21 protein-coding genes are annotated in these 23,332 nt (G+C 43.9%); 14 read left to right on the top strand and 7 right to left on the bottom strand.

Annotation, left to right across the window (positions count from 1 at the left end):
* Positions 1-65 precede the first annotated feature (65 nt).
* The 4 genes from NG798_RS12630 to NG798_RS12615 all read left to right on the top strand — a co-directional run bounded on the left by NG798_RS12630 (position 66) and on the right by NG798_RS12615 (position 3,460).
* Positions 66-605 carry a thioredoxin family protein gene (locus NG798_RS12630; protein ID WP_375338962.1) on the top strand — a complete coding sequence of 180 codons (540 nt, stop codon included), beginning with the start codon at positions 66-68 and terminating at the stop codon, positions 603-605.
* Positions 606-758: 153 nt separating this feature from the next.
* Positions 759-1,487, top strand: a complete 729-nt coding sequence (gene pyrH / locus NG798_RS12625) for a UMP kinase (protein ID WP_261223107.1) — start codon at positions 759-761, stop codon at positions 1,485-1,487.
* The gene (frr, locus tag NG798_RS12620) at positions 1,474-2,022 is read left to right on the top strand and encodes a ribosome recycling factor (RefSeq protein ID WP_261223096.1); all 549 of its coding nucleotides are present in this window, start codon (positions 1,474-1,476) and stop codon (positions 2,020-2,022) included. The genes pyrH and frr overlap by 14 nt, the downstream gene beginning before the upstream one ends.
* A 313-nt stretch (positions 2,023-2,335) precedes the next feature.
* On the top strand, positions 2,336-3,460 hold the full coding sequence (locus tag NG798_RS12615; RefSeq protein WP_261223094.1) for a geranylgeranyl reductase family protein: 1,125 nt from the start codon (positions 2,336-2,338) through the stop codon (positions 3,458-3,460).
* Positions 3,461-3,534: 74 nt separating this feature from the next.
* On the opposite strand, the gene NG798_RS12610 is transcribed toward NG798_RS12615, so the two are convergent.
* Positions 3,535-4,311 (bottom strand): RDD family protein, encoded by a 777-nt coding sequence (locus NG798_RS12610; RefSeq protein ID WP_261223092.1) that lies wholly within the window; start codon positions 4,309-4,311, stop codon positions 3,535-3,537.
* 18 nt (positions 4,312-4,329) lie between these two features.
* Positions 4,330-5,253 carry a hypothetical protein gene (locus NG798_RS12605; protein WP_261223090.1) on the bottom strand — a complete coding sequence of 308 codons (924 nt, stop codon included), beginning with the start codon at positions 5,251-5,253 and terminating at the stop codon, positions 4,330-4,332.
* A 93-nt stretch (positions 5,254-5,346) separates the two neighbouring features.
* On the opposite strand from NG798_RS12605, the gene NG798_RS12600 reads away from it, so the two are divergent.
* Complete coding sequence (locus tag NG798_RS12600) at positions 5,347-6,327, top strand: stage II sporulation protein M (RefSeq protein WP_261223088.1); 981 nt, start codon at positions 5,347-5,349, stop codon at positions 6,325-6,327.
* Positions 6,328-6,385: 58 nt separating this feature from the next.
* Here NG798_RS12600 and NG798_RS12595 read toward each other — a convergent pair whose 3' ends face one another.
* Positions 6,386-7,711 carry a DUF58 domain-containing protein gene (locus NG798_RS12595; protein ID WP_261223087.1) on the bottom strand — a complete coding sequence of 442 codons (1,326 nt, stop codon included), beginning with the start codon at positions 7,709-7,711 and terminating at the stop codon, positions 6,386-6,388.
* Between the two features lie 134 nt (positions 7,712-7,845).
* Between NG798_RS12595 and NG798_RS12590 the strand changes: the two genes are divergently transcribed.
* Both NG798_RS12590 and NG798_RS12585 read left to right on the top strand, forming a co-directional pair.
* A complete protein-coding gene (locus NG798_RS12590) occupies positions 7,846-8,424 on the top strand; it encodes a Uma2 family endonuclease (protein WP_261223073.1) in 579 nt (192 codons plus the stop codon).
* 122 nt (positions 8,425-8,546) lie between these two features.
* Positions 8,547-9,125, top strand: a complete 579-nt coding sequence (locus NG798_RS12585; RefSeq protein WP_261223071.1) for a Uma2 family endonuclease — start codon at positions 8,547-8,549, stop codon at positions 9,123-9,125.
* Here NG798_RS12585 and NG798_RS12580 read toward each other — a convergent pair whose 3' ends face one another.
* From NG798_RS12580 to NG798_RS12570, 3 genes are all read right to left on the bottom strand, one after another.
* A complete protein-coding gene (locus NG798_RS12580) occupies positions 9,126-10,076 on the bottom strand; it encodes a MoxR family ATPase (RefSeq protein WP_261223069.1) in 951 nt (316 codons plus the stop codon).
* A 92-nt stretch (positions 10,077-10,168) separates the two neighbouring features.
* Complete coding sequence (locus NG798_RS12575; RefSeq protein ID WP_261223067.1) at positions 10,169-11,278, bottom strand: DUF4350 domain-containing protein; 1,110 nt, start codon at positions 11,276-11,278, stop codon at positions 10,169-10,171.
* A gap of 45 nt (positions 11,279-11,323) precedes the next feature.
* A complete protein-coding gene (locus tag NG798_RS12570; protein WP_261223065.1) occupies positions 11,324-11,932 on the bottom strand; it encodes a DUF4129 domain-containing protein in 609 nt (202 codons plus the stop codon).
* 300 nt (positions 11,933-12,232) lie between these two features.
* On the opposite strand from NG798_RS12570, the gene NG798_RS12565 reads away from it, so the two are divergent.
* The 3 genes from NG798_RS12565 to NG798_RS12555 all read left to right on the top strand — a co-directional run bounded on the left by NG798_RS12565 (position 12,233) and on the right by NG798_RS12555 (position 18,692).
* Complete coding sequence (locus tag NG798_RS12565; protein ID WP_261223063.1) at positions 12,233-12,691, top strand: NADAR family protein; 459 nt, start codon at positions 12,233-12,235, stop codon at positions 12,689-12,691.
* Between the two features lie 275 nt (positions 12,692-12,966).
* Positions 12,967-15,741 carry a GAF domain-containing protein gene (locus tag NG798_RS12560; RefSeq protein WP_261223061.1) on the top strand — a complete coding sequence of 925 codons (2,775 nt, stop codon included), beginning with the start codon at positions 12,967-12,969 and terminating at the stop codon, positions 15,739-15,741.
* Positions 15,742-16,157: 416 nt separating this feature from the next.
* A complete protein-coding gene (locus NG798_RS12555) occupies positions 16,158-18,692 on the top strand; it encodes a GAF domain-containing protein (RefSeq protein WP_261223059.1) in 2,535 nt (844 codons plus the stop codon).
* Between the two features lie 77 nt (positions 18,693-18,769).
* Here the strand turns inward: NG798_RS12555 and NG798_RS12550 are convergent, their stop codons facing one another.
* On the bottom strand, positions 18,770-20,566 hold the full coding sequence (locus NG798_RS12550) for a caspase family protein (RefSeq protein ID WP_261223057.1): 1,797 nt from the start codon (positions 20,564-20,566) through the stop codon (positions 18,770-18,772).
* A 237-nt stretch (positions 20,567-20,803) separates the two neighbouring features.
* Between NG798_RS12550 and NG798_RS12545 the strand changes: the two genes are divergently transcribed.
* The 4 genes from NG798_RS12545 (at position 20,804) to NG798_RS12530 (ending at position 23,311) form a co-directional block, all read left to right on the top strand.
* Complete coding sequence (locus NG798_RS12545; RefSeq protein WP_375338961.1) at positions 20,804-21,514, top strand: V4R domain-containing protein; 711 nt, start codon at positions 20,804-20,806, stop codon at positions 21,512-21,514.
* Positions 21,511-21,816, top strand: coding sequence for a hypothetical protein (locus NG798_RS12540; protein ID WP_261223055.1), 306 nt, complete (start codon positions 21,511-21,513; stop codon positions 21,814-21,816). The genes NG798_RS12545 and NG798_RS12540 overlap by 4 nt, the downstream gene beginning before the upstream one ends.
* A gap of 162 nt (positions 21,817-21,978) precedes the next feature.
* A complete protein-coding gene (locus NG798_RS12535; protein ID WP_261223053.1) occupies positions 21,979-22,440 on the top strand; it encodes a phycobilisome protein in 462 nt (153 codons plus the stop codon).
* Between the two features lie 211 nt (positions 22,441-22,651).
* Complete coding sequence (locus NG798_RS12530; protein ID WP_261223043.1) at positions 22,652-23,311, top strand: V4R domain-containing protein; 660 nt, start codon at positions 22,652-22,654, stop codon at positions 23,309-23,311.
* Positions 23,312-23,332 lie beyond the last annotated feature (21 nt).

Below are 23,332 nucleotides of genomic sequence, written 5' to 3'. Positions count from 1 at the left end.
ACAGCCTTTACCAATTGTGGCACGATTGTAATTCAGACGATTTGTAGAAAATGAGTGGAATCGAAATGACGGCTACTCCCCTTGGCGCCTACGCTCCTGATTTTGAACTGCCCGGAACTGATGAACAAGTGCATCATTTAGCTCGTTATTTGGAGGAATTTCGAGCGGTGGTGGTGGTTTTTATGTGTAATCACTGTCCTTATGTGCGCTGGTATTTAAACCGGCTTAAACAAATTCAAGCGGATTTTGAAGCGCAAGGGGTAAAGTTGATCGGCATTAATGCTAATGATGCTGTTCAGTATCCCGATGACAGTTTTGAGAACATGAAAACTTTTGCTGCCGAAAATTCTCTTAATTTTCCCTACATTCGGGATGTGACGCAGGATGTGGCGCATTGTTTTGGGGCGGAAAAAACGCCAGAAGTGTTTTTGCTGGATGCCGGTGGGGTGGTTTGTTATCGCGGTCAAATAGATGATAATGCCAATGATGAGCAAGCTGTGACGGTGGAGTATCTGCGAAACGCTATCAGCCAACTGCTGGCCGGTGAGCCGGTGAGTATTCCCCAAACTGAGCCGGTGGGTTGTTCGGTGAAGTGGCGACAGTAGTCATTTGTCCGAATGTTCTTTCTGAAAGTAGGGGCCGTGCAACGGGTGCCGGCCCTAAACTAATGACTAATGGCTAATGATTAATGACTAATGACTAATGACTAAATGCTGCTATCGTAGGGTGGAATAATTATAAGCGAGAAATAAGAATTCATGGGGATAGTTTATCAGCGGATTTTGTTAAAGCTCAGCGGTGAAGCCTTGATGGGTGATCTTGGATATGGGATTGATCCGGCTGTTGTTCAAGAAATCGCTGAAGAGATCGCCGATGTGGTGGCTACAGGTGTCCAGGTGGCCGTTGTGGTGGGTGGCGGAAATATCTTTCGCGGACTCAAGGCGGCGGCTGGCGGGATGGATCGGGCAACGGGCGATTATATTGGTATGATCGCTACGGTGATGAATGCAATGACGTTGCAAGATGCTCTTGAACGTAAGTCTGTTCCCACAAGGGTACAAACGGCAATTGCAATGCAGGAAGTGGCAGAACCTTATATCCGCCGCCGAGCCATTCGCCATTTAGAAAAGGGTCGGGTGGTGATTTTTGGGGCCGGTTCTGGGAATCCTTTCTTTACTACAGATACCACAGCGGCGCTGCGAGCGGCTGAAATTGATGCTAATGTGATTTTTAAGGCGACCAAGGTGGACGGGATTTATGACTCTGATCCTGTACTCAACCCCAATGCTCGCCGGTTTCAAACTCTGACATATAGCCATGTTTTGATGCACGACTTGCGGGTGATGGATAGTACGGCCATTGCATTGTGTAAAGAAAATAACATTCCTATTATGGTATTTGATCTATCAGTGCGGGGGAATATCCACCGCGCTGTTATGGGTGAACCTGTTGGTACAGTTGTCGGAGGTAGTTGTGAAGTTAGCTGAAGTTGAAAGTCAGATGGAAAAAGGCGTTGAGTCAACTCAACGAGCCTTTAATACGATTCGCACCGGCAGGGCAAATTCTTCTTTGCTTGATAAGGTGATGGTGGAGTATTACGGAACTCCAACGGCGCTGAAGTCTTTGGCGAATATTAGTACGCCTGATGCAACTACAATTGCAATTCAACCTTATGACCGCTCTTCGCTGTCTTTGATTGAAAAGGCTATTTCTCTGTCGGATGTGGGGTTGACTCCTAGTAATGATGGGTCGGTGATTCGGTTGAATATTCCGCCTTTGACAAGCGAACGCCGTAAGGAACTGGTTAAGATTGCGGCTAAGTATGCTGAGGAAGGTAAGGTTTCTATTCGCAATATCCGCCGCGATGCGGTTGATTCTGTCCGCAAGCAAGAAAAATCTAGCGAAATCACCGAAGATGAAGCGCGGGATTTGCAAGATAAAATTCAAAAAATGACGGATAAGTACATCGCTAAGGTTGAGAAGTTACTAGCAGACAAGGAAAAGGATATTACGACTGTGTAATTCAACAGAAAAATCCCTTTGTTAGAAAGCCGGTTTGTTTAAGGAACGGCTTTCTTTTTTTTGTTTAAACTTTGTCTTGAATTTCTGCGGAATCACTGCTCAGGGGCTATTTAATCTAAAAAGATCGTCGTTTCTGCCAAAAAATTAAGGTTTCGCTAAAATGACAGCAACAATTTTACTGTTGCCGGCAAGTCAATAATTTGGCTGCTAAGTCAGAAATTATGTAGAATAACGGCAAAATTCGTTCTTTGGGCGGATGTCCTAGGATAGATTAACAAGAAAAATTGAAAACAAAGAGAACGTGAGGAGTAGTATGTTTGATTGCATTATTGTGGGTGCTGGCCCTGCCGGTGGAACGGCGGCTTATCATTTGGCTAAGCGGGGTCGCAAGGTTTTGGTGTTGGAAAAGGAGGCTTTACCCCGTTATAAGCCTTGTAGTGGTGCTGTTTCTCCGATGATTGCTCAGTGGTTTGATTTTGATTTTTCTCCGGCGATTTCGCTTAAAACAAATCAAATTCGCTGTACTTGGAAAATGGACGATCCGGTGGATGTGACGCTGAATATCTCGGAACCGATCTGGATGGTGAAGCGTGATGTTTTTGATAATTTTTTGATTGAACAAGCAAAAGGTCAAGGGGCTGAAGTTCAAGATAAAACTGAAGTTACGGGAATTGAATTTAAAAATGGCTCTTGGCAGGTAAAAACAACGACTGGAACTTTGGAAGGTCGGTTTTTGATTGCAGCAGATGGCGCTAAGGGTACTCTTTCTAAATTGCTGGGTTTTAAGGAACGCAAAAAGCGGATGGGGGTTTCTTGGGAAATACCGGCTACCGTTTCTCCTGAAAATGCGGTGATTAATTTTGAGTTTGGTTTGAGCAAAAATGGCTTTGTTTGGAATTTTCCCAAGGCTGATGGCTATTCTGTGGGTACTGCTACTTTTGTCGGTGGGGAACCAAAAGATTTTAATGGCCCTTTGTCTGAGTATGGTGAGGGTTTAAGGTTGAGTGGCGGTACGAAATATACACATCCTCTTTGTTTGTGGGATGGTAATCAAAAATTACATACCCAAAATGCTGTGCTGGCTGGGGAGGCGGCGGCGGTTGTTGATCCGTTTACGGCTGAGGGTATTCGTCCTTCTATGTTTAGTGCTCTTAAGGCGGCTGATGCTGTGGATGCGGCTTTGGGTGGGGATGATAAGGCTTTGGAAAAATACACTCAAATTATGCAGGATGAATGGGGTTCTGATATGGTTTGGGCTCAACGTTTAGGCGGTGTGTTTTTCAAAATACCCGGTATTGCGTACAAAGTGGGGGTAAGACGACCGGCTGCTACGCAAACTTTGGGTAAGGTTTTGTGTGGTGATTTGCGTTATGGCGATATTGCTGATCGGGCTATTAAAAAGTTGAGTAAGAGTTTAATTCCTGGTATGGGTGGTTAGGCTGTAGAGATTCTAAAAACCCGGTTTCATAGAGAGTTACCGGGTTTTTGTCTTTTCAATTCAGAGTTGGTGGGCTACTGTTGTTGATAGGCGAGATAGACGGCTTCTAGGAATTGTTCGGCGCTTACTTTGTCGGGGACTTTTTCAAGGGAAATGATTGTTTTAACTTGGGCTGCGAGTTGCCGGCTTAATTCGTCTTTGGCTTGGGGTTTCATTTTTTTTCGCCGTTGTAAATATTCCCGAAGGATGGCAAAATCATCGGGTAAGAGGGCGGAAATATTGGCAACTTCTATTAATTTTGGGGCGAGATTTTGGGCCGGTTCAGATATAGGAAAATCGGCGGATTTTGTGGTGGTTTCTTCGCAGACTACAACGGTGCCGGCGAGAAAGTCTCCGAGGCGTTTTTCTCGTGGTGTGAAGATAATTAACAACATTCCGATAAATAATATATCGTCAATGGGACGCAGGAGGGAGCGGAGGGCGGCTTGAGGTAAGCCAACACTGCGCCCATCATCTCGAATAACGCGGATTTTGGTGATGCGTTTGCCGGGGGTTTGCCCTTGCCAGAGGGTTTCAAAAAAGACAAAATAGCCGACGTAAACAGCAAAATTGAAGACGATATAAATGGCGGTTAACCACTGTTGTATTTTATTGATACTTACGACTTGGCTGATCAGATCGATGAATTGATAGGAAAAAACGATCCAAATGAAGAATAAGATTAAAAGCGTGAGAATCCACAGAAAATAATCAATGAGTAAGGCGAGGGTGCGATTGCCAATACCGCCTAGGGTAAATTCGAGTTCTACGCTTTCGGGAGTTTGCAGAGTGATTCGGTTAAAAAATCGCATGAGGTTTAAGGCGAGTTGTTAAATATTGTGGTCGCGTAATTTTAAACCTAAACCTTCTTTGCGGCTGCGGAGATCGTAGTATAAAACGGCTTTGGTTGTTTGCCAAAAGGGTAATACTAATGCGCTGCCAATGATACTTCTAATCATAGAAAAAGCGTAGGCAATCCAATAAATTGAAGTTTGGGGGTCAAAGGTTCCTACAAAGAAACTAGGTACATAGGTGGTGATTAATAGTAGGGGAAGGGTGACTAAAAAGGCTATAAAGACGATAGCTTGAATTCGCAAAACAGATTTATTGGTTAATTCCCAGCTTCGAGATAGGCTGCGATTAACGGTCATTCCTTCTTCTACAGCAAGGGGCATTTCTGCTACAAACCAACGAGAAAAGAACCAAATTAATCCAAAAATAATCGATAGAACCAAAACAAATACTAACAGGCCACTAACTATAGCAAGGAATTGTCGTCCTATAACCGCTCCTAAAATTACTGTTAGGAGACCGGTTGCTAATGCTCCTACAAAAGCTAACCCGATATAAAGTAAAACTATGTAAAGCCCGACAAGAAAAGCGAGTCCTGTAAATGACCATTGACGGGGTAAAATTTTGTCAGATGCCATTTTTACAGTTTCTGGTTGGCCGGCCATTTCGGCAAATGCTAACCGGGCTATTACGGCGGAATATCCGTAGTATTTTGCGAAGGCAAATATGAGTAATCCGATGCCAATGGGACTCACTAATAAAAGATTCAGACCAGCACCCATTGGTATCATTACCGCCGCTAAGGCAAATATTACCAAAAAGGGAGCCAAGCCCCATAAATTGGCTATAGCAGAGAGTTTTAAGTAATCTTTGAGATGAGAACGATACAAGCGAACTCCTGTACTGACAACATTGCCAATACTAAGGGGTTGGCTGGGGCTTTGAGGGTTGAGTTTTGACATGAGTTAATATCCTTTTCTTAAATAAGTTTTTGGCTTTGTGGCTATCTTAAGCTACGTTTGGCATAATGGTGGGGAAATTTTTAAGAAAATTTTATGAATATTCAGCGCTGGATTTCACGGCGGGAAGCAAACTGGAAGCGTTTAGATGGGCTGTTGAGTCGGGTAGAAAAAAAGGGAATTAAATCTCTACAAGCTGCCGAAATTCAGGAAATGGCGAGTTTATATCGTTCTGTTTCGGCAGATTTGGCGCGGGCACGGACGAATCAAGTGGGTGAGACAATTGTGAGAGATTTGCAGGCTCTCACCTCACGGAGTTATAGTCAAATTTACCAGGGTTCGCGCCGGCAAGAGTGGCAAGCAGTACGGGAGTTTTATTTGTGGGGTTTTCCGGCGATTGTTAGGCAAACATGGGCTTATACGGCGATTGCAACGGGGATTTTTTTGTTGGGGGTGTTGATTGCTTGGTGGTATGCGTGGAATGATCCGGGGTTTATGCCGCTAATGGTGCCTGAGTCAATGATATCTCAAGTGAGAGACCGGGGGGAGTTATGGATGGGGTCGATTATTGGGATAGAGCCGGTGGCTTCTAGTAGTATTATGGTCAATAATATTGGGGTGGCATTTCGAGCGGTTGCGGGGGGAATTACGGCGGGCATTTATACAATTTTTATTTTATTTTTTAACGGGTTGCTGATAGGGGCAGTGGCGACTTTGGTAGGGCAAAATAATTTAGCTTATCCGTTTTGGGCGTTTGTTTTTCCTCATGGATCTTTGGAGTTACCGGCTATTTTTTTTGCTGGGGGTGCGGGTTTATTAATTGCGCGGGGGCTTTTGCTTCCTGGCAAGTTTCGTTTGGGTGATTCTTTGAAATTTTATGGTTATCAGGCGGCGCAACTTGTGTTTGGAATTGTGCCGATGTTGTTTGTGGCGGGAATTATTGAGGGGTTTATTTCTCCTTCGCCGGTTATTCCTGAACCTCTTAAATATTTGCTTGGGGTGAGTTTGTTTGTGGGTTTGGTGAGTTATTGTTTGCGCCGGCCTGATGCAAAGAAAATGGGTTTCTCAGAAATATAAATTATCAACAAAAGCCGCACTAAGAAACCCGGTTTATGACTTCGACGCTAAGCCCACCCTACAATTGATTTTTTGCTTTGAGTTGCAGATATCTTTCTACTAATTGATCGCTGATTAAGTTGGCCGGTGCATCCAAAACTAAGACACCTTTTTGCTTTAATTTTGCAAAGGCTACCTGACGCTGTGCTAACAAATCTAAGGCAACGGCGCGGCCATAACTTTCGTGAATATTTGCCGTAAAATTGTGGGCAATGTGATCTACTTGGGGGTCTCGCAAAGTCACGCAGAACGGCAAATAACGCGGCTTTAAACGCACCAAGGCGGCGAGTAATTCTGCTGAGGCGGTACTGTCTACAATATCGGTAATTAAGACAACCAAAGACCGGCGATTTTGTTGTTTCACAAAAGTTGTGACAGCGCCCACATAATCCGGCTCTAATAACACCGGCTGAAGGGGGGTTAAACGTTCCAAAATTTTGTTAAAGTGGGATTGTCCGCGTTCTGGGGGTATCGAGGCAGCGATATTACGATCAAATACCGTTACTCCAACTTTATCTCCTCGATTTAAACCTGCCATTGCCAGCGATAAGGCGGCATTTAATCCCCAATCAAATCTTTTTAAACCTTGTACTTGGGCTGTCATTAACCGGCCCCGATCTAATAAGATCATTAATGTTTGTTCTTGTTCGGGTTCTAATACTCTTATTTGCAGGGGCATTTTGCTAGGTGCGGCAAGTCGGCGTGCTGTTGCTTTCCAATCAATTAAACGCAGATCATCGCCACTATTATATTCTCGTAATTCGGCAAATTCGGTGCCGGTGCCAAATTTCCGGGCTTGTGTCATCGTACCGGCTCCTAACAATGTTAAGCGAATTGTTAAGGCTCTTAATCCGATTAAATCCGGGTAAACTGCTACTTTAAAACTTGCTGGAATTTTCCATTGATGCCATGCTAAACCCCAGTTTCCTAATTGTCGTACTTGAATATCTCCCCACTCATACTCACCTCTTTGAGAGGGTTTAACATTGTATGTTAATTCTGTGGAATTGTTGGCAGGTAAAGAGGTTTTGAGAATGGGGTTAATCACTTCAAATTCTGGGGGATAATTATCACGAATTTGTAAATTAATTGCTTTTATTCCAGATTTGACAAATAATAAAACTGGGTTTTCTCTGCCTATAGAAAGCCGGTTTAAAGGTTGGCGGGTTATTTCGGCGCGGTGTTTTCGCACTTGCCAGCTATCTAAAAAGATGAAAAGTAAAATAACGGCATCGTAAATTAATGTGGCAATAAGGCTGATTTGCTGATTAAAAACTAAAGCTAATACCGGCGCAATTAGTATGCCTAAAATGAGGAGTAAATAACCACGTTGGGAGGGAATCATAAGGGCTATTTGATAAAAAAGGTTTATTGCTGTTTATTATAGCTTGTTTTTTGGTTTATCAAAACCGGCTTTCTTTAACAAACCGGCTTTTTATGTGACATGATATAATTTTGACAAGCATTGAGGTTAAGGATATGTTGGCAACTCCTTTAACATTAAACCTAGATAGCGTTCGTCTCACAGATGAACAGTTTTACGAACTGTGTCAAAACAACCATGAATTAAAGTTTGAAAGAAACAGCAAAGGAGAATTAATTATTATGTCACCAGTCGGAGGAGAAAGTGGCAATCGTGAAGTACAATTAATGACGGATTTGGAAATATGGAACCGGCAGACAAAACTCGGTTATACCTTCAGTTCTTCCACCGTATTTAAGTTACCAAATGGTGCAGATCGTTCTCCCGATGCTTCATGGATTAAACGCGAACGTTGGGAAGCACTACCGCCCGAACAAAAACGCAAATTTCCCCCTATTGCACCCGATTTTGTGATGGAATTAAGGTCAGAAACCGACAGCCTAAAAATACTCAGAGAAAAAATGCAAGAATATATAGAGGCCGGTGTACAATTGGCGTGGTTAATTAATCCCCAACAGCAGCAAGTAGAAATTTACCGGCCCGAAAAAGAAATAGAAATACGAAATCTTCCCACAGAATTATCAGGAGAAAACGTATTACCAGACTTTAACTTAAATTTATCCCTTTTCCTCTAGTTATCTGGGCTATGTGATAAAAAATTTTTCTTGCTATTTATTATAGCCGAAAAGCTGATTTGTTAAGTAACCGGCTTTTTATGTGACATGATATAATTTTGACAAGCATTGAGGTTAAGGATATGTTGGCAACTCCTTTAACATTAAACCTAGATACCGTTCGTCTCACAGATGAACAGTTTTACGAACTGTGTCAAAACAACCATGAATTAAAGTTTGAAAGAAATAGCAAAGGAGAATTAATTATTATGTCACCAGTCGGAGGAGAAAGTGGCAATCGTGAATCAGAATTAATTATCGATTTAGGAAATTGGAACCGGCAGACAAAACTCGGTTATACCTTCAGTTCTTCCACCGTATTTAAGTTACCAAATGGTGCAGATCGTTCTCCCGATGCCTCATGGATTAAACGCGAACGTTGGGAAGCACTTCCACCAGAACAAAAACGCAAATTTCCCCCCATTGCACCCGATTTTGTGATGGAATTAAGGTCAGAAACCGACAGCCTAAAAATACTCAGAGAAAAAATGCAAGAATATATAGAGGCCGGTGTACAATTGGCGTGGTTAATTAATCCCCAACAACAGCAAGTAGAAATTTACCGGCCCCAAAAAGAAATAGAAATACGAAATCTTCCCACAGAATTATCAGGAGAAAACGTATTACCCGGTTTTAACTTAAATTTAGCGCTTTTCCTCTAATTATCTGGGCACCGACACCCCATTTAATAACCCCTTCACAACCCCCTCAATTTGCACCCCATCTAACATTGATTCCGCCTTCAAAATTAGCCTGTGACGCAACAAAGGAACCGCTACCGCCTTAACATCATCCGGCGTCACAAACTCCCGATTATTTAACCACGCATAAGCCTTAGAAGCCTGCAACCAAGCCACACCAGAACGAGGAGAAGCCCCCAAAGCCAAATCTGGATGCTTGCGAGACTTTTGCACCAAATTTAACACATAATCTACAACATTATCAGCAATTTTTATCGCTCTGACTTCCTGACGCGCCTGCAAAACCTGCTCAACATTTGCAATAGGTTTAAGCTTCGCTAAATCCAGCCGCCGCGAAGTCGAATTACCCTGGCTATTCAACAACATTTGCTTTTCAGCTTTTGCCTCTGGATAATCCACCACCAACTTAAACAAAAACCGATCTAACTGCGCCTCTGGAAGCGGATAAGTTCCCTCAAACTCCAAAGAATTTTGCGTAGCCATCACCCAAAATAACGGCGGTAACGGCAAACTTTCCCCATCCAAAGTAACCTGCTGTTCTTCCATCGCCTCCAACAAAGCCGCCTGAGTTTTTGGCGGAGTTCGATTAATTTCATCCGCCAGCAAAATTTGCGTAAAAATCGGCCCCTTTTTCAGCGTAAAACTGCGAGTATTCAAATCAAAAATATTCGTCCCCAAAATATCCGCCGGCAAAATATCTGGCGTTAATTGAATCCTGCGAAAATCCGCTTGAATTAAACGCGCCAACACCTGCGCCAAAAGAGTCTTACCCGTCCCCGGTACCCCCTCCAAAATTACATGACCCCCCGCCAACAAAGCCACAATTAACTGCTCAATCAACACCGGCTGCCCCACAATAATTTGATTGACAGCTTGACGGATATTTGTAAATGCTTGATTACTTTGAGCCATATTTTATACCCCCCATAATTCCTAAATTTTTTTCTTATTCCACCATTAACCAGCTTTTTAGCAGGCAAAGTTAATTCTATCCTACACCACAATTACCCCTGAAATAACCCTGCCCGCACCCTTTGCCATTTTTCCAGCCATTTTTTTAAATTAGTTTTAGAAAACTTCGCTTTTTTCGCATTCATTGCCAGCAAAGAACTCAACTCCGAAGCCGGCCTGCCGGTTTGACTCACCCAAGCCGAAACTAGCACATTTGGCGGCAGCAATTCTGACCCCAAACCCAGCTTTTTTTGGAATTCCAACTGTTCCTCTTTCGCCAGCATTTCCATCACAAAATCCGTCATTTCAGCCTTTTCTAAAACCCCAGCCGTCGCCCGGATATATGCCTCGCTATTATCCACAACCGGCACCACTAAACTTTGGGCTTTTCCAAAACGCCGGCGTTCAGCTAAAATCCAAATCAAAACCACAACTAATCCTTGTAAAATTGCCATGAAAACAGGGCTTCTTAACAGATAACTAAAAACATCATCTGTTGATTTTTCAGTCTGGGCTGTTTTATCTCGATAACCGTGCATATATTCATCAACAAAAATCCGCTGATTTTTTTCTCTTACCAATTGCGCCAAAAACTCATAATTACCCGTTTCATCTTGATAAGCATTCGCCCCTAAATGGGGAGTAACAGAATTAATTACCAACCCTTTATCAATTGTTTTTTGCCAAACCGTACTGCCAAACCTATCATCCAATAAACTTTTTTCTTGTTTCATATCACCCAGGTTTAACCGGCGAGAAGTTTCTATTTTCACCCCTCCCACATCCGCTTTCAAAATAGAACTAAACTTAGCTTCCGTAACTGGTTGACGAATTCCCAAAACAACCAGCCTATTTCCTAACCGTAGCCAGTCTATTTCTTGAGAACTCAACCGGCCCGAACTTAACCCCGAATTTACCCGCAATAAAGTAATATTTTCTGGCTGACTGTTCGCCAACTCCGCAAAAGATTTTTGCCAGCGAACCACCGGCACCCCCTGCTCTTGCATATAGGCATACCAAGCCCCATAACCATCAGGAGAACGCCCATACGTTGAACCCACAGTTAAACGATTATTAGCCGGTGCTACTAACAGCGTCAGCAACACCATTAGCACCACAGCAAGCGCTAAAAAAAACCAAATTCGCCGATTAGAAAATCTCATATTATTATATCCTCCAAAATATTAAAAACTCATCTTCTATAAACCCTATAGCTTTTCAATTTCCCCAAAAGCCTCCTGACACCGTTCAAAATCCTCCGCCGTTATCGGCATTTCCCCAAAACATTGCGCCTCATGCGTCGAAAGTAAAACCTCACAACCTTGCCGGCCCGAAAATCCCCTCAACAACTGCCGGTATTCCCCATCCGTTAAGCTCGCTTGGCTCTTAACCCTACCAGAGTCATTCAAGCGCTGTAACATTGCCAAATAAAGACACCGGGCCGCCAAACCAAAATCACCTTCCCGCCTCAACTGTGCCGCCTTAGTCAGCCATTCAGCAGCCGTTGGCATCGGTTTCTCCGGTTTAGGGGCCGGTGTCTGCGAAAAATTCAGCAAATCCCGCAACCGCCGCGAACCAATCGGCCACAGCCGCCAAGCCAGCCAAACCAGCCAACCAAGCAACAAAGCCAAAATCACCCAAAACATCCCCCGCAAAAACCCCTCAAGCCAATCTAAACGCCATTCCCCCGGCGGAGCCTGCTTTTGGCCGTTGAAATTAAGTTTAGAAAGCTGTAACTCCACCCACTCAGCCACTTGTTGCTGAACTTGTCCAAATTGCCAACCAAGGTTACTTTTTTCAAAACCAGCCGTTTTCATCACCCACACCTTTTTGAGAGATTAGCATTCAATCAATTTTTATCAAAAACCTTGCATTAAACTTGCAAGTAATCAACCGCCAAAGCCCCAAACAAACCAACCGCCTCATCTAGCGTCAAGTTTTACTAACAGCAGAAATAAGCACCAGCCATTATAAGTCATGCTATAGGAGGGTTTTTTCAATGCCTATCGCAGCCAAACAGGCGATGATCGGCGTCGAGTTCAAAAACTTGACAAAAACTTAAACTCTGTCAATAAACTAACGTAACAGTTTTACCCCAGAACCAATCAGCGCATAAAATGACCATTTACTTTTATAAAGTTAGCGATCCCTACGGTTATTTATCCAACTTTTCACCGCATGGCATACATCTAGGCGGCCTTGACTGGCCCACAGTAGAACATTACTATCAAGCCCAAAAATTTGCCGGTAGTCAATGTGAAGCAATAATTCCCCAGATCCACAGCGCCCCAACTCCCCAAGAAGCCGCCGCCCTCGGACGAGATCCCTGTCGCATTTTGCGTCCAGACTGGGAACAAACAAAATATAATATTATGCGGGAAGCCGTCTTAACCAAATTTCTCACCCATAGAGATATTCAAACCTTGCTTTTAGCAACAGGTGATGAAATCATCGTCGAAGACTCCCCAAGAGATTATTACTGGGGGTGCGGAGCCGATAAAACAGGCCAAAATCAATTGGGAAAAATTTTAATGAGCGTGCGCCTAGAAATACGCCACCGCTTAGGACAACAGTAGGCAGTTAATTGGGTGCTTCTGTGCACACTACCTGGAAAAACTAAAGCAATAGCAGTATTTTATGTCCTAAATGCGCTCAAAGCGATCCCCAGCCATCTTTTACCTTTCGGTTGCCAGCCATCCTTAGTTTACATTAAGCTAAAGACTAAGCACATTTCCTGAGCTATTAGGAAATTTATATAAAAAATCAGGGAATTTTACGGATGTGCAACAAAGCCTAAAAATTTAATAAATACAAACACCTAAATCCAACAAAAAATCTTAGATCCCCAACAATGAATACATTACAAAACCCCCAAACAAAACAGATAATACTAAACCAAGAAGTTTTGCTGCACCGCATGACCAACCGCATCAGGCAGTCATTAGAATTGCAAGAAATCTTAGCAGCCACAGTCAGCGAAATGCGGGCGCTGCTAAAAAGCGACCGAGTAATGGTCTATGAATTTCATGCAGACGGCAGCGGCCAAGTCATCGCCGAATCCGTTGATACCAGCAGACTGCCCTCAATGGTAGGACTGCATTTCCCCGACGCCGACATTCCCCCCCAAGCCAGAGAACAATTCATAAAAGGAGGAGTGCGCTCCATTGTTGATGTCAGTACCCAACAACTCACCTGGTCGGTACCCAACCGCAGCGAAAACGGCGACACCATACCCACATCAAACGTCAACTACCGCCCAGTAGACCCTTGCCACATAGCTTACCTGCAAGCAATGGGCATTCAATCATCCCTAGTCGTGCCCATCTTTGACGGCGATAACCTGTGGGGTTTACTCGTCTCCCACCACACCCAATCGCAGCTTATCTTTGAAGAAGACCTGGAACTCGTTCAACAAGTCGCCGATCAAGTCTCCATTGCCATCGCCCACTCCACGATGCTCAAAGTAGCCCGTCAACAGCAACAGAGAGAAGCAACCATCAACAGCATCGCCAGCCTGCTGCACGCCAGCCCCACCCTGCAACTAGAAACTGCCCTCGAAGCCACAAAAGCCGCCCTCAAAGGCAGCGGAGGCAGACTCTACATCGGGGAAACGCACCAACTCTTCACCACCGGCTACCAACCAACACCCCCCGATCAACCCCTCGAAAAACACCCCTTTTGGACTCAAAGCCAGGAAAAAAACCAACCAATTGCCATCAAAGACATCTACAAACAGCCCGAACTTCAAACCCTGATCAAAGCCTTTGAAACCACCCCCATCAGGGGACTGATCATCATCCCCCTGCACTATCGCAATCAATTTATCGGCTACCTCAGCATCTTTCGCAACGAAATTGAAATAGAAAAATGGTGGGCCGGCCACTATCCAACCCCCGAAAAACCGCAACGTCCCAGACAAACCTTTGAACCCAAACGAGAAACGAAAAAAGGCCAATCTTGCCCCTGGAAAGCTGACGACCTAGAACTCGCCAAAGCCCTGGGCAATCACTTCTCAATGGCAATTCAACAATACCTGCTTTATCAAGAAGTACAGCAACTCAACGCCAACCTAGAAAACCAAGTAAAAGAACGCACCGCCCAACTACAACAAAGCCTCGAACTCACCCACGCCCTCAAACAAATCACCAACCAAATACGCAGCACCCTAGACCTCCAAACCATCCTCCAAACCATCGTTAAAGAAGTAAGAAACCTCCTCAATGCAGACCGAGTAGTGATTTATCAGTTAAAATCCGACCGCAGCGGACAAGTCACCTTTGAAGACAAAACCAACGAATGCTCCTCAGTATTAGGAATAGAAACTAAAGGCGAGTGCTTCCCCCAAGAATGTGTCAGCGATTATTTACGCGGAAAAACCAGGGCAATTAACAACATTGAAGAGGAGAATATAAGCCCCTGTCACCGGGAATTTTTGCAAAAATTCCACGTCCAAGCCAATCTAATTGTGCCGATCAATATGGACGATCAATTGTGGGGCTTACTCATTGCTCACTCCTGCATAGCCCCCCGCCACTGGCACAGTTATGAAATTCATACCCTCCAACAATTAGCCAGTCAAGCCGCCATCGCCATCCAGCAAGCAGAACTTTACGAACAAAGCCAAGCCGCCGCCGCTTCTGCCAAAGCCCACGCCCGACAACTCGCCGAAACTTTAGACAATTTACAACAAATTCAAACCCAACTTATCCAAAGCGAAAAAATGTCAAGTTTGGGGCAGTTGGTGGCCGGTGTTGCCCACGAAATTAATAACCCCGTTAACTTCATCAACGGCAACCTCATCCACGCCACTGAATACGCCAACAATTTGCTCGAACTTTTGCAACTCTATCAGCAACGTTACCCTAACCCGGATGCAGAAATTGAGCAACTTATCGAAGAAATGGAACTGGATTTTGTTATCGATGACTTGCCAAAAATGCTTTCCTCTATGCAAGTCGGGGCTGATCGCATCCGTCAAATTGTTCTCTCATTACGCAATTTTTCTCGCCTCGAACAATCACAAATGAAGCCGGTTGATATCCATGAAGGCATCGACAGCACCCTGATGATTCTCCATCACCGGCTCAAAATCAAGCCAGATCGCCCCGGAATTCGTCTGGTTAAAGAATATGGCAATTTACCTTTGGTGGAATGTTATGCCGGTTCGCTTAATCAAGTCTTTATGAACGTCATTAGCAACGCCATTGACGCCCTCGATGAATACGACAAACAACGCACACTCGCAGATATTCAAGCTAAACCCAGCCAAATTACGATCCGCACTTCTCTAGTCACCGGCCAGCGTTTTCTTGATCCCAACTCGGACAACTTTTCAGACGAATGTATCCCCTATGTTCGTATCCAAATTGCAGATAATGGCCCCGGAATGCCAGAATCAGTCAGAGCTAAAATATTTGAACCGTTTTTTACCACCAAAGAAATCGGCAAAGGCACCGGCATGGGTTTATCTATTAGCCGGCAAATTGTTGTCGATAAACACGGCGGGTGTTTTGAGTGTCACTCTCAAATTGATCGAGGGACGGAATTTTGTATTCAGATACCCACAATCCACTCTCATCCAAATTGTGCCCTCACAGTCTCCAAGAACGGGGCAAAGCACGTTTAAACTTATAGCATTCGGTTTATCAAGCTTTTGAATGCAAATCATTAGAGAGCGCACCGTCTTTTTGGAACGGGGCGGTCAAGATTGCTTTTTGGAGCATAAAAGTATATAATTAAGCAAAAATTTAAGCCTCAACCATCAAGACTTTTATTAAAAAGCATTGAGCGAGGTCAACTTCAACAAAACTTTTCCCAAAAAATGAAAACCCAGGCGGTTTACCAGCAAAGTTGTTTTGGCAATAATATAAAACTTTTCTAGTCAAAGCATAAGTTTGTTCATCAAGGTACTTTTTCAAAGCAAACAAACGCCCCGAACACTTTTTATCTTGACTTTTCGGCCCAGTAAAAATAAACTAATGTAAAGGTTGTAATAGCCAAAAAACCTGTGAATTGGCGATGTCAAAAGGATAAGCTAAAAATATGAACCCACCAGAAACTATCAGCAGAGAACAAGAAGAATTTGATTTAACAAACTGCGACCGAGAACCTATACACCTCCCCGGAACTATCCAGCCGCACGGCATTATGATGGTGTTGGAAGAACCAGATTTAAAAATATTACAAGTCAGCAATAACACAGCAAAATTCTTGGGGATACCAAGTCTTGATTTGCTCAACGAACAGTTAAGCTTTTTGCTAAAAGATGAGGAAATTAATCAGATAAAATCTTATGTAGAACACGAAAATATAGAAACAGTTAATCCAATCAAAATCAACGTATCCCTAGACAAAACAAAAACCCCATTTAACGGTATTATTCACCGTTCTGGGGGAGCAGTCATCTTAGAATTAGAGCCAGAATTAGCGATAGAAACCGACAATTTCCTAAGCTTTTACCATCGAGTCAGATCCTCCACCACCAAACTGCAAAACGCCACAACCCTGCAAAAAATGTGCGAAATTGCAGTCAAAGAAGTGCAACAACTAACCGGCTTTGATCGTGTCATGGTGTACAGATTTGACCCAGATCACAACGGAGAAGTCATAGCCGAAGCCAAACAAGAAAACCTAGCACCCTTTTTAGGCTTGCATTACCCTGTCTCAGACATTCCCAAACAAGCAAGAGAACTTTATACTTATAACGCGCTGAGATTAATAGCAGATGTCAATTATGAGGCGGTAGAACTGATACCTCGCTACAACCCCCTGACCAATCAACCCCTCGATCTTGGCAACGCAGTGCTGAGGAGTGTTTCACCCCTGCATATAGAATATCTGCAAAATATGGGTGTTAGAGCATCCATGTCCATTTCCCTATTAAAAGGGCAAAAACTGTGGGGATTGATAGCCTGTCATCACCAAACTCCAAAATACGTTTCCTATGAAATTCGTAAAGCCTGCGAATTTATTGGACAAGTCATTTCCTTTGAAATTGCCTCCAAAAAACAAAATGAAGATTACGAATATCAAATTAGCTTAAAATCAATTAATGCCAAATTAATTGAATACATGAGCAATGAAAAAGATTACATAGACGGATTATTGAAACATAAACCCAATTTGCTAGATGTTGTAGGAGCCACAGGAGCCATCATCAAAGCCGGCGACAAATGGGAAACCTTGGGAGAAACCCCCCAAACCGAACAATTACAAGGCTTAACAAAGTGGTTGCACAAAAAACTTAACCACAACTTGTTATATGCCACAGACTGTCTTGCCAAAGAATATAAACCGGCAGAAGACTTTAAAGAAACCGGCAGCGGACTGATAGCCCTATCATTTTCTCCCACCCAAAATAGTTATGTTATCTGGTTTCGGCCCGAAGTCCTTCAAACCGTACACTGGGCCGGCAACCCTAGCAAAAGCGTAGAAATAGAAGAAGACGGGACAGTGAGACTTTCGCCGCGTAAATCTTTTGAATTATGGAAAGAAATAGTCAAAGCCAAATCATTACCTTGGAAAGAATGTGAAATAGACGCCGCCCTCGAATTAAGAAACGCCATCATCACAATTGTGCTGAGAAACGCCGAAGAACTGGCAAAATTAAACGCAGCCTTGCAACAATCGGAAGCCAGAGAAAGAGAAAAAGCCCACCAACTAGAAGTAGCTATCCAAGAACTACAACGAACCCAAACCCAATTAATTCAAAGTGAAAAAATGTCAACTTTGGGGCAGTTAGTGGCCGGTATAGCTCACGAAATGAATAACCCAATCAACTTTATTTACGGCAACCTTTCCCACGCCACCACCTACTCCCAAGACCTCATTGATTTGCTCAACCTTTATGTGAATAACTCGCTGGCAGCCACTACCCAAATCAACGAAAAGCAAGAAGAAATCGATTTAGAATTTATCCTTGAAGACTTGCCAAAGTTGCTAAATTCCATGAAAGTCGGAGCCGAGCGGATCTGCGATATTGTTCAGTCTTTAAGAGTTTTTTCCCGCGTTGACGAATCAGAAATGAAGCCGGTTAACATCCACGACGGAATAGAAAGTACCCTAATGCTTTTAAGCCACCGGCTCAAACCCAAAACTGATTATCCGGGGATACAAATTATCAAAAACTATAGCAATTTGCCGGAAGTTGAATGTTACCCTGGCTCCCTCAATCAAGTCTTTATGAACTTGCTCACTAACGCCATTGAAGCCTTAGAAGAAAGAGACCGACAAAGAACCCTGGTAGAAATTAAAGAAAATCCCAACCAAATTACCATCCGAACCGAATTAATCAATAGCCAAGCAATCGCCCATCAAACAGAAAATAACCAAAGAAAAAGCGATGATGTCCCTTGGATTCGCATTTCCATAGCCGATAACGGCCCCGGACTGCCGCAAGAAATAATTAACAAAGCCTTGAATGCCATCTATGCAGCCACCAAACCAGAGGGAAACAATGACAACTTAAGACTAGCCATAAGCTATCAAATCATCGTCGAAAAACACAAAGGAAACTTCCACTATCTTTCTCGCTCTAAACAAGGCAGAGAGTTTCAAATAGAAATTCCTCTTAAATAGAAATTAGGAATTGACAATGGGGTAGGGGAGAAGTCCCCATACCCGCGCCTAGATGGAAAATGGAAATGGGCGGCTTTTTAACGCCTTTGCCATTGCTGAATTGATTTTTGAGCCTGAGAATAAACGGCAGCCTCTTTTGGCACCAAAGAAGCCGCCTCAATTGCAGAACTCAACCGGCCCCGCGCCGCACGATAAAGAGCAATGTTATAAATTTCCTGACCCCACTGGCCGATCAAAACCTGAGCCTGGGCGTAACTTGGCTGACCGGCCCGTATTTGACGAGCACTAGCAATTGCCCGCACATAGGAGTCTAGCGAACCCCGACGGATAGAAGCGCTCGCCACTCGTAACCGTTGCTGGTTGGCTTGTTGTAGCTGAAACTGACTTTGCCATTGCCCTAACAAAGCTTGGGCCTGCTGATTTAAAGCCTCTTGACTTTTTGGCACCAATTTGGCCGCCGCGATGGCCCCCGAAAAATTGCCTTGTTTAGCTCGACCCTTAGCAATATCCAAAATTACAGAGGACCAGCGCTGAATATTTTGCTGCGCTTCTGGATAAAGAGCATCCCCTGGGGGAATTTGACTAGCTTTAGCAATGGCATAACTAAACCGGGATGCTGAGACCGGCTCCACCAAAAGCACGGCCTGGTCGAGCAATTTTTGGGAAGCCGCTGTTGATGGTAGAGAATTATTATTTTTGGGTGTTTTTTCAGCCACCGCAGCCGGTGTAGCTTCGCTAACTTCAACTGAAGAAGGATCAGGCTTCTGATCATCGACCCTAGAGGCGACAGAGGGACGAGCCGGTGCAGTCGAGGGTACTGGGGAAACAAACGCCGTCCGGCCAACCAGCACCCCCAAAAGCAAAACCAACAACCCAGCACCACCCCAGAGGAGAGGAGACACCGAGACGGGAGGATTTTTAGATTTTGAGACGGGGGGAAGAGGAGACGCGGGGACGGGGGAGGGGAGAGGTTTGGTATTTTTTAACTCGCTATGGACAGTATTGCTAAGTGGAGGCTGATCAGAACCGACATCTCGGTACAAAGGGCCACTAGAAACAGGACGCGAACCATTATTAGAGGGCTGATTGTTTCGAGAACCATTCAGCGACGCAGAAGCCGCCACCACTTGATTTTGGGGCCAGATTAACCACTGCCCTTTGACATCGGGATAAATGCAACTAACCGGCTCTTGTATCGGCAAATTATGGTGTTCGCATAATTCCGGCAAACGGCGGGTTAAATACTGGCTTAAACTTTCTAAATTAAGACAGCGGTTATAACGCAACCCATCCAACAAACAAGCTGCAAACAACCCATGCCGTAGGGTTCTCGCCTCGCGGGAAAATTGCTCACTTTGGCAAGAAAGCAGCGTCGGAATTTCATAGCGTTTTGCGAGTTCCAAAGTTTCTTTGCCGACAACTTCTGAACCTGCTATTCCTGATACGCGGTTGATATCTAACAAGACGGCTACCATTTGAGAGTTGGCATTTTTGAGGGTGGCAAATAACTCTTGCATGGCAATGCCGGTAGCGGGGATATCTGCTGGATCGCCATAAGCTGGCATTAAATAATCTTGCCCTTGGTAGCTGACGCCATAGCCGCTAAAAAAGAACCATAATAAATCATCTTTTTGCAGTTTTTCTCGGCAAACAATGTCTATTATTTGGAGAATATTTTCGCGGTTGGGATGGGTGGAAGACTCGCCATAGGCCGGTGAAGAGTCGGTCATTAACACACAGCCCTCGCCACCAATGCTGACTTCGCTCACCAAAAAATTGTATAGTGCCTCAGCGTCGTGAAGCGCGTAGTTTAAGGGGGCGAAGCACTGATAATGATTAATGCCTATGGCTATGCAAGCGTGATTTTTAACCATTTTTGTATATAATTTCGCGTTTTGCTGAAAAGATAACATATTGTAGACGGCGGTTCGACGACGCGCTTGGGGGAGAGCTTGAGCGAGCAGGTTCTTCTCGTGACGAGAAATGCTGCTGTTTCACAGATATAAAGAAATGAACCATAAATCAAGCATCAGGATTAAAATTAAAGAGCGATATCTATTGCTTTGTTTTCACAGCCAGTGATCCCATCAAGGAGCGTTCCAAATATGACTATGGCCCCGAACCGGGAAACGTCGATAAAACCTGCTTCTGCTCAAGAGCGCCACTCCCAAAAGGGTAAGCGGCCTAAAAAGCATAACCATTATGGATTTCAAGATTTTTTCCAAATGGATAACTCTACCGGCATTATTACCGATTGGAATGATAGCCGAAATATCTTCACAAGTGAAGATTTTATTATTGGGTTACAAGAAGGTTTGGAAGAAGAAGTGGGTAATGCTTCTAGCGTGATTATGTACACCATTGGCACTCAGTGGGGAACTCGTGATGCGCTGGTTTTTCGAGATTGGTTTGAAAAAGAATTTGACCGTGATATCCACAATTCTAATTTGATGTTTTTGTTGGAAACTTGGTGGTGGCCTTTTACGGCTCAAGGTTGGGGCCGGTGGGAGGTTGATATGAGTGACCGCAAACAAGGGTTTATTTTTATCAATTTGTTTGATTCGGCGGTGGCTCGTACTTTGGGAGATGTGGGGAAACCGGTTTGTTTTCTTTATGCGGGTTTGTTTTCTGGGTTTTTTAGCAGTTTGGTGAAAAAGCCTTTAAACTGTATTGAAATTCAGTGTTATTCGATGGGGGAAACTTATTGTAAGTTTTTGCTGGGGAATAAAGATCGCATTGATGCGGCGTCTTTTTGGCTTAATGAAGGCGCAACGGCCCGCGATATTCAAAAACGCTTGCTGGATGGGGAGCGATTGAAATGAATTCGAGTTCTTTAAGTCAAAATGGGAAAGTTAAAAACGGTAAGGATTCGTCTTGGTTAAAACTTTCTGTTGAGGCTTTTTTTGGAGAGTGTAACTGGGCCGGTCAGCCGGTGGAGTTGCAACAAATGCAGCCCGGAGATCCGCTGCCTTTTACGGTGACGGTGCGGGAGTTTTTTGGCGCTTTGCCTTGGGAGGGAACTCCAATGGTTGCAATGGCTACAAAACCGCTGCGGGCGGTGTCTGTAAAAACTGCTGAAACCCAAAAACAATCGACGCTGGCGGATCTTATGGATCTGTTTTAATGGCTTTTTTTGAAGTTTGAAAACGGCTAGGAAAAAATTCTCTCTTTGGCACAATAAATTCCTAAGCCCTAGCCCAAGTCATAGCAGACAGTTTGGGGCTGACGAGAAAAAGTTGCGATTGGGAGAGGCTTTTAAACTGATTACCCCTTTTTTTTTAAAGAGATGCACCCAAAAATAGAAACCCTCATAGAAGAGGCCGAAACTCGTTACTTGAAACCAGAAGAAATTGAGGCGTTTAAACAATATGCGATTAATATTGCTCAAAGCCTCAAAACTTATGAATTTTTGCGAGAGAATGAGGTGAAGATTTTTCAACCGATTGCGGATCAGTTGGTGGCGGCTTTTCCACAGGTTCCTCAAGAAACTTTGGAGCGGTCTTTGAAGCATTGGGTGTTGGTGTTGCGTTATAGTGCAATGGCAATGTTGACGAATGATGCCCAATATTTAGAAACGAATTTACTTGATTGGTTGAAAGGTCTTGTCCAAACTCATCAATCAATGGAAATTGAAACGAAACTTTATCAATTGTTGCAAAATCAGCTTAAAACGCTGATGGCTCCGCCGGCCTTGGCGTTGCTTCAGCCGTTTTTAAGTAAGTCAAAGACAATGCTTATAGAAGGATGAAATGGCCGGGAGTCAGGGTATTTTAAAGTTAGAATAACCTAGCGCCCTAACTCCTTTTCGCGTTTAAGAAAGGGGTGATTTTTAACTGCTTCTCCCAGAATTGTTAGCCGTCTTGTCTTGTCGGAGACGGGGGATGGGATGAGAGGTTGGTGAGTGGTTGGCAAGGTCTTTAGGTGTTGTAGGTTTGTGAATTTTTGGGTGGGAAACTGTTATGATTACAATGTCGGATTTGCTTGAGTCTCGTAGAATTCCTGGGAATTATTTTGCAGCAAGTGCTTATATTCGTGGCGATTTAGAGTTAGGTTTGCTGGAAAACCGGCGGGGTGATCGATTACTTGCTTTGCCGGAAACTTTAATTGAGGCAATGTATCTGGGTTTGGAACAAGAAACCGGCCAAGCGGCGCGTCTGGTGTTGTTTAATTGTGGCCGGTGGTGGGGTAAAAATTTTTATGGCCGGTTTTCCGAAGAAGTGAGTGAGTATTATGGGAAACCGCTGGCGACAATGGAAATGGTGGAGTTTGTGCAGTGTTTACAACAGTGTTGGAAAACTTTGGGCTGGGGAAGTTTGGCGCTGGAACAAAAATATTATCAAAATGGGTTTTTAGAGGTGAGAATTACCCATTCTCCCTATGCGAAATATGCGCCCCCTACTAATCGTCCGGTATGCCATTTAGAGGCGGGGATTTTGAGTTCATTTTTTAGCCAACTGACGGGCAGAGAGTTGCATTGTGTGCAAACGAGTTGCGAGTCTTTAAAGGCAGAGACAAACCGTTTTCTTTTGGGTTTGGCTGACCGCCTTAAGCCGGTGGATGTTTGGATAACAGAGGGCAAAAATGACGAGGAAATTATGAGCCTTTTGTTAAGTCAATAATTAATGGTCAATAGTCATTTG

Origin of the sequence: Ancylothrix sp. D3o, from assembly GCF_025370775.1 — a bacterium.
Taxonomy (GTDB): domain Bacteria; phylum Cyanobacteriota; class Cyanobacteriia; order Cyanobacteriales; family Oscillatoriaceae; genus Ancylothrix.
Note: the sequence above shows the minus strand (reverse complement) of the source record. Positions and strands in the feature narration are given on the sequence as shown.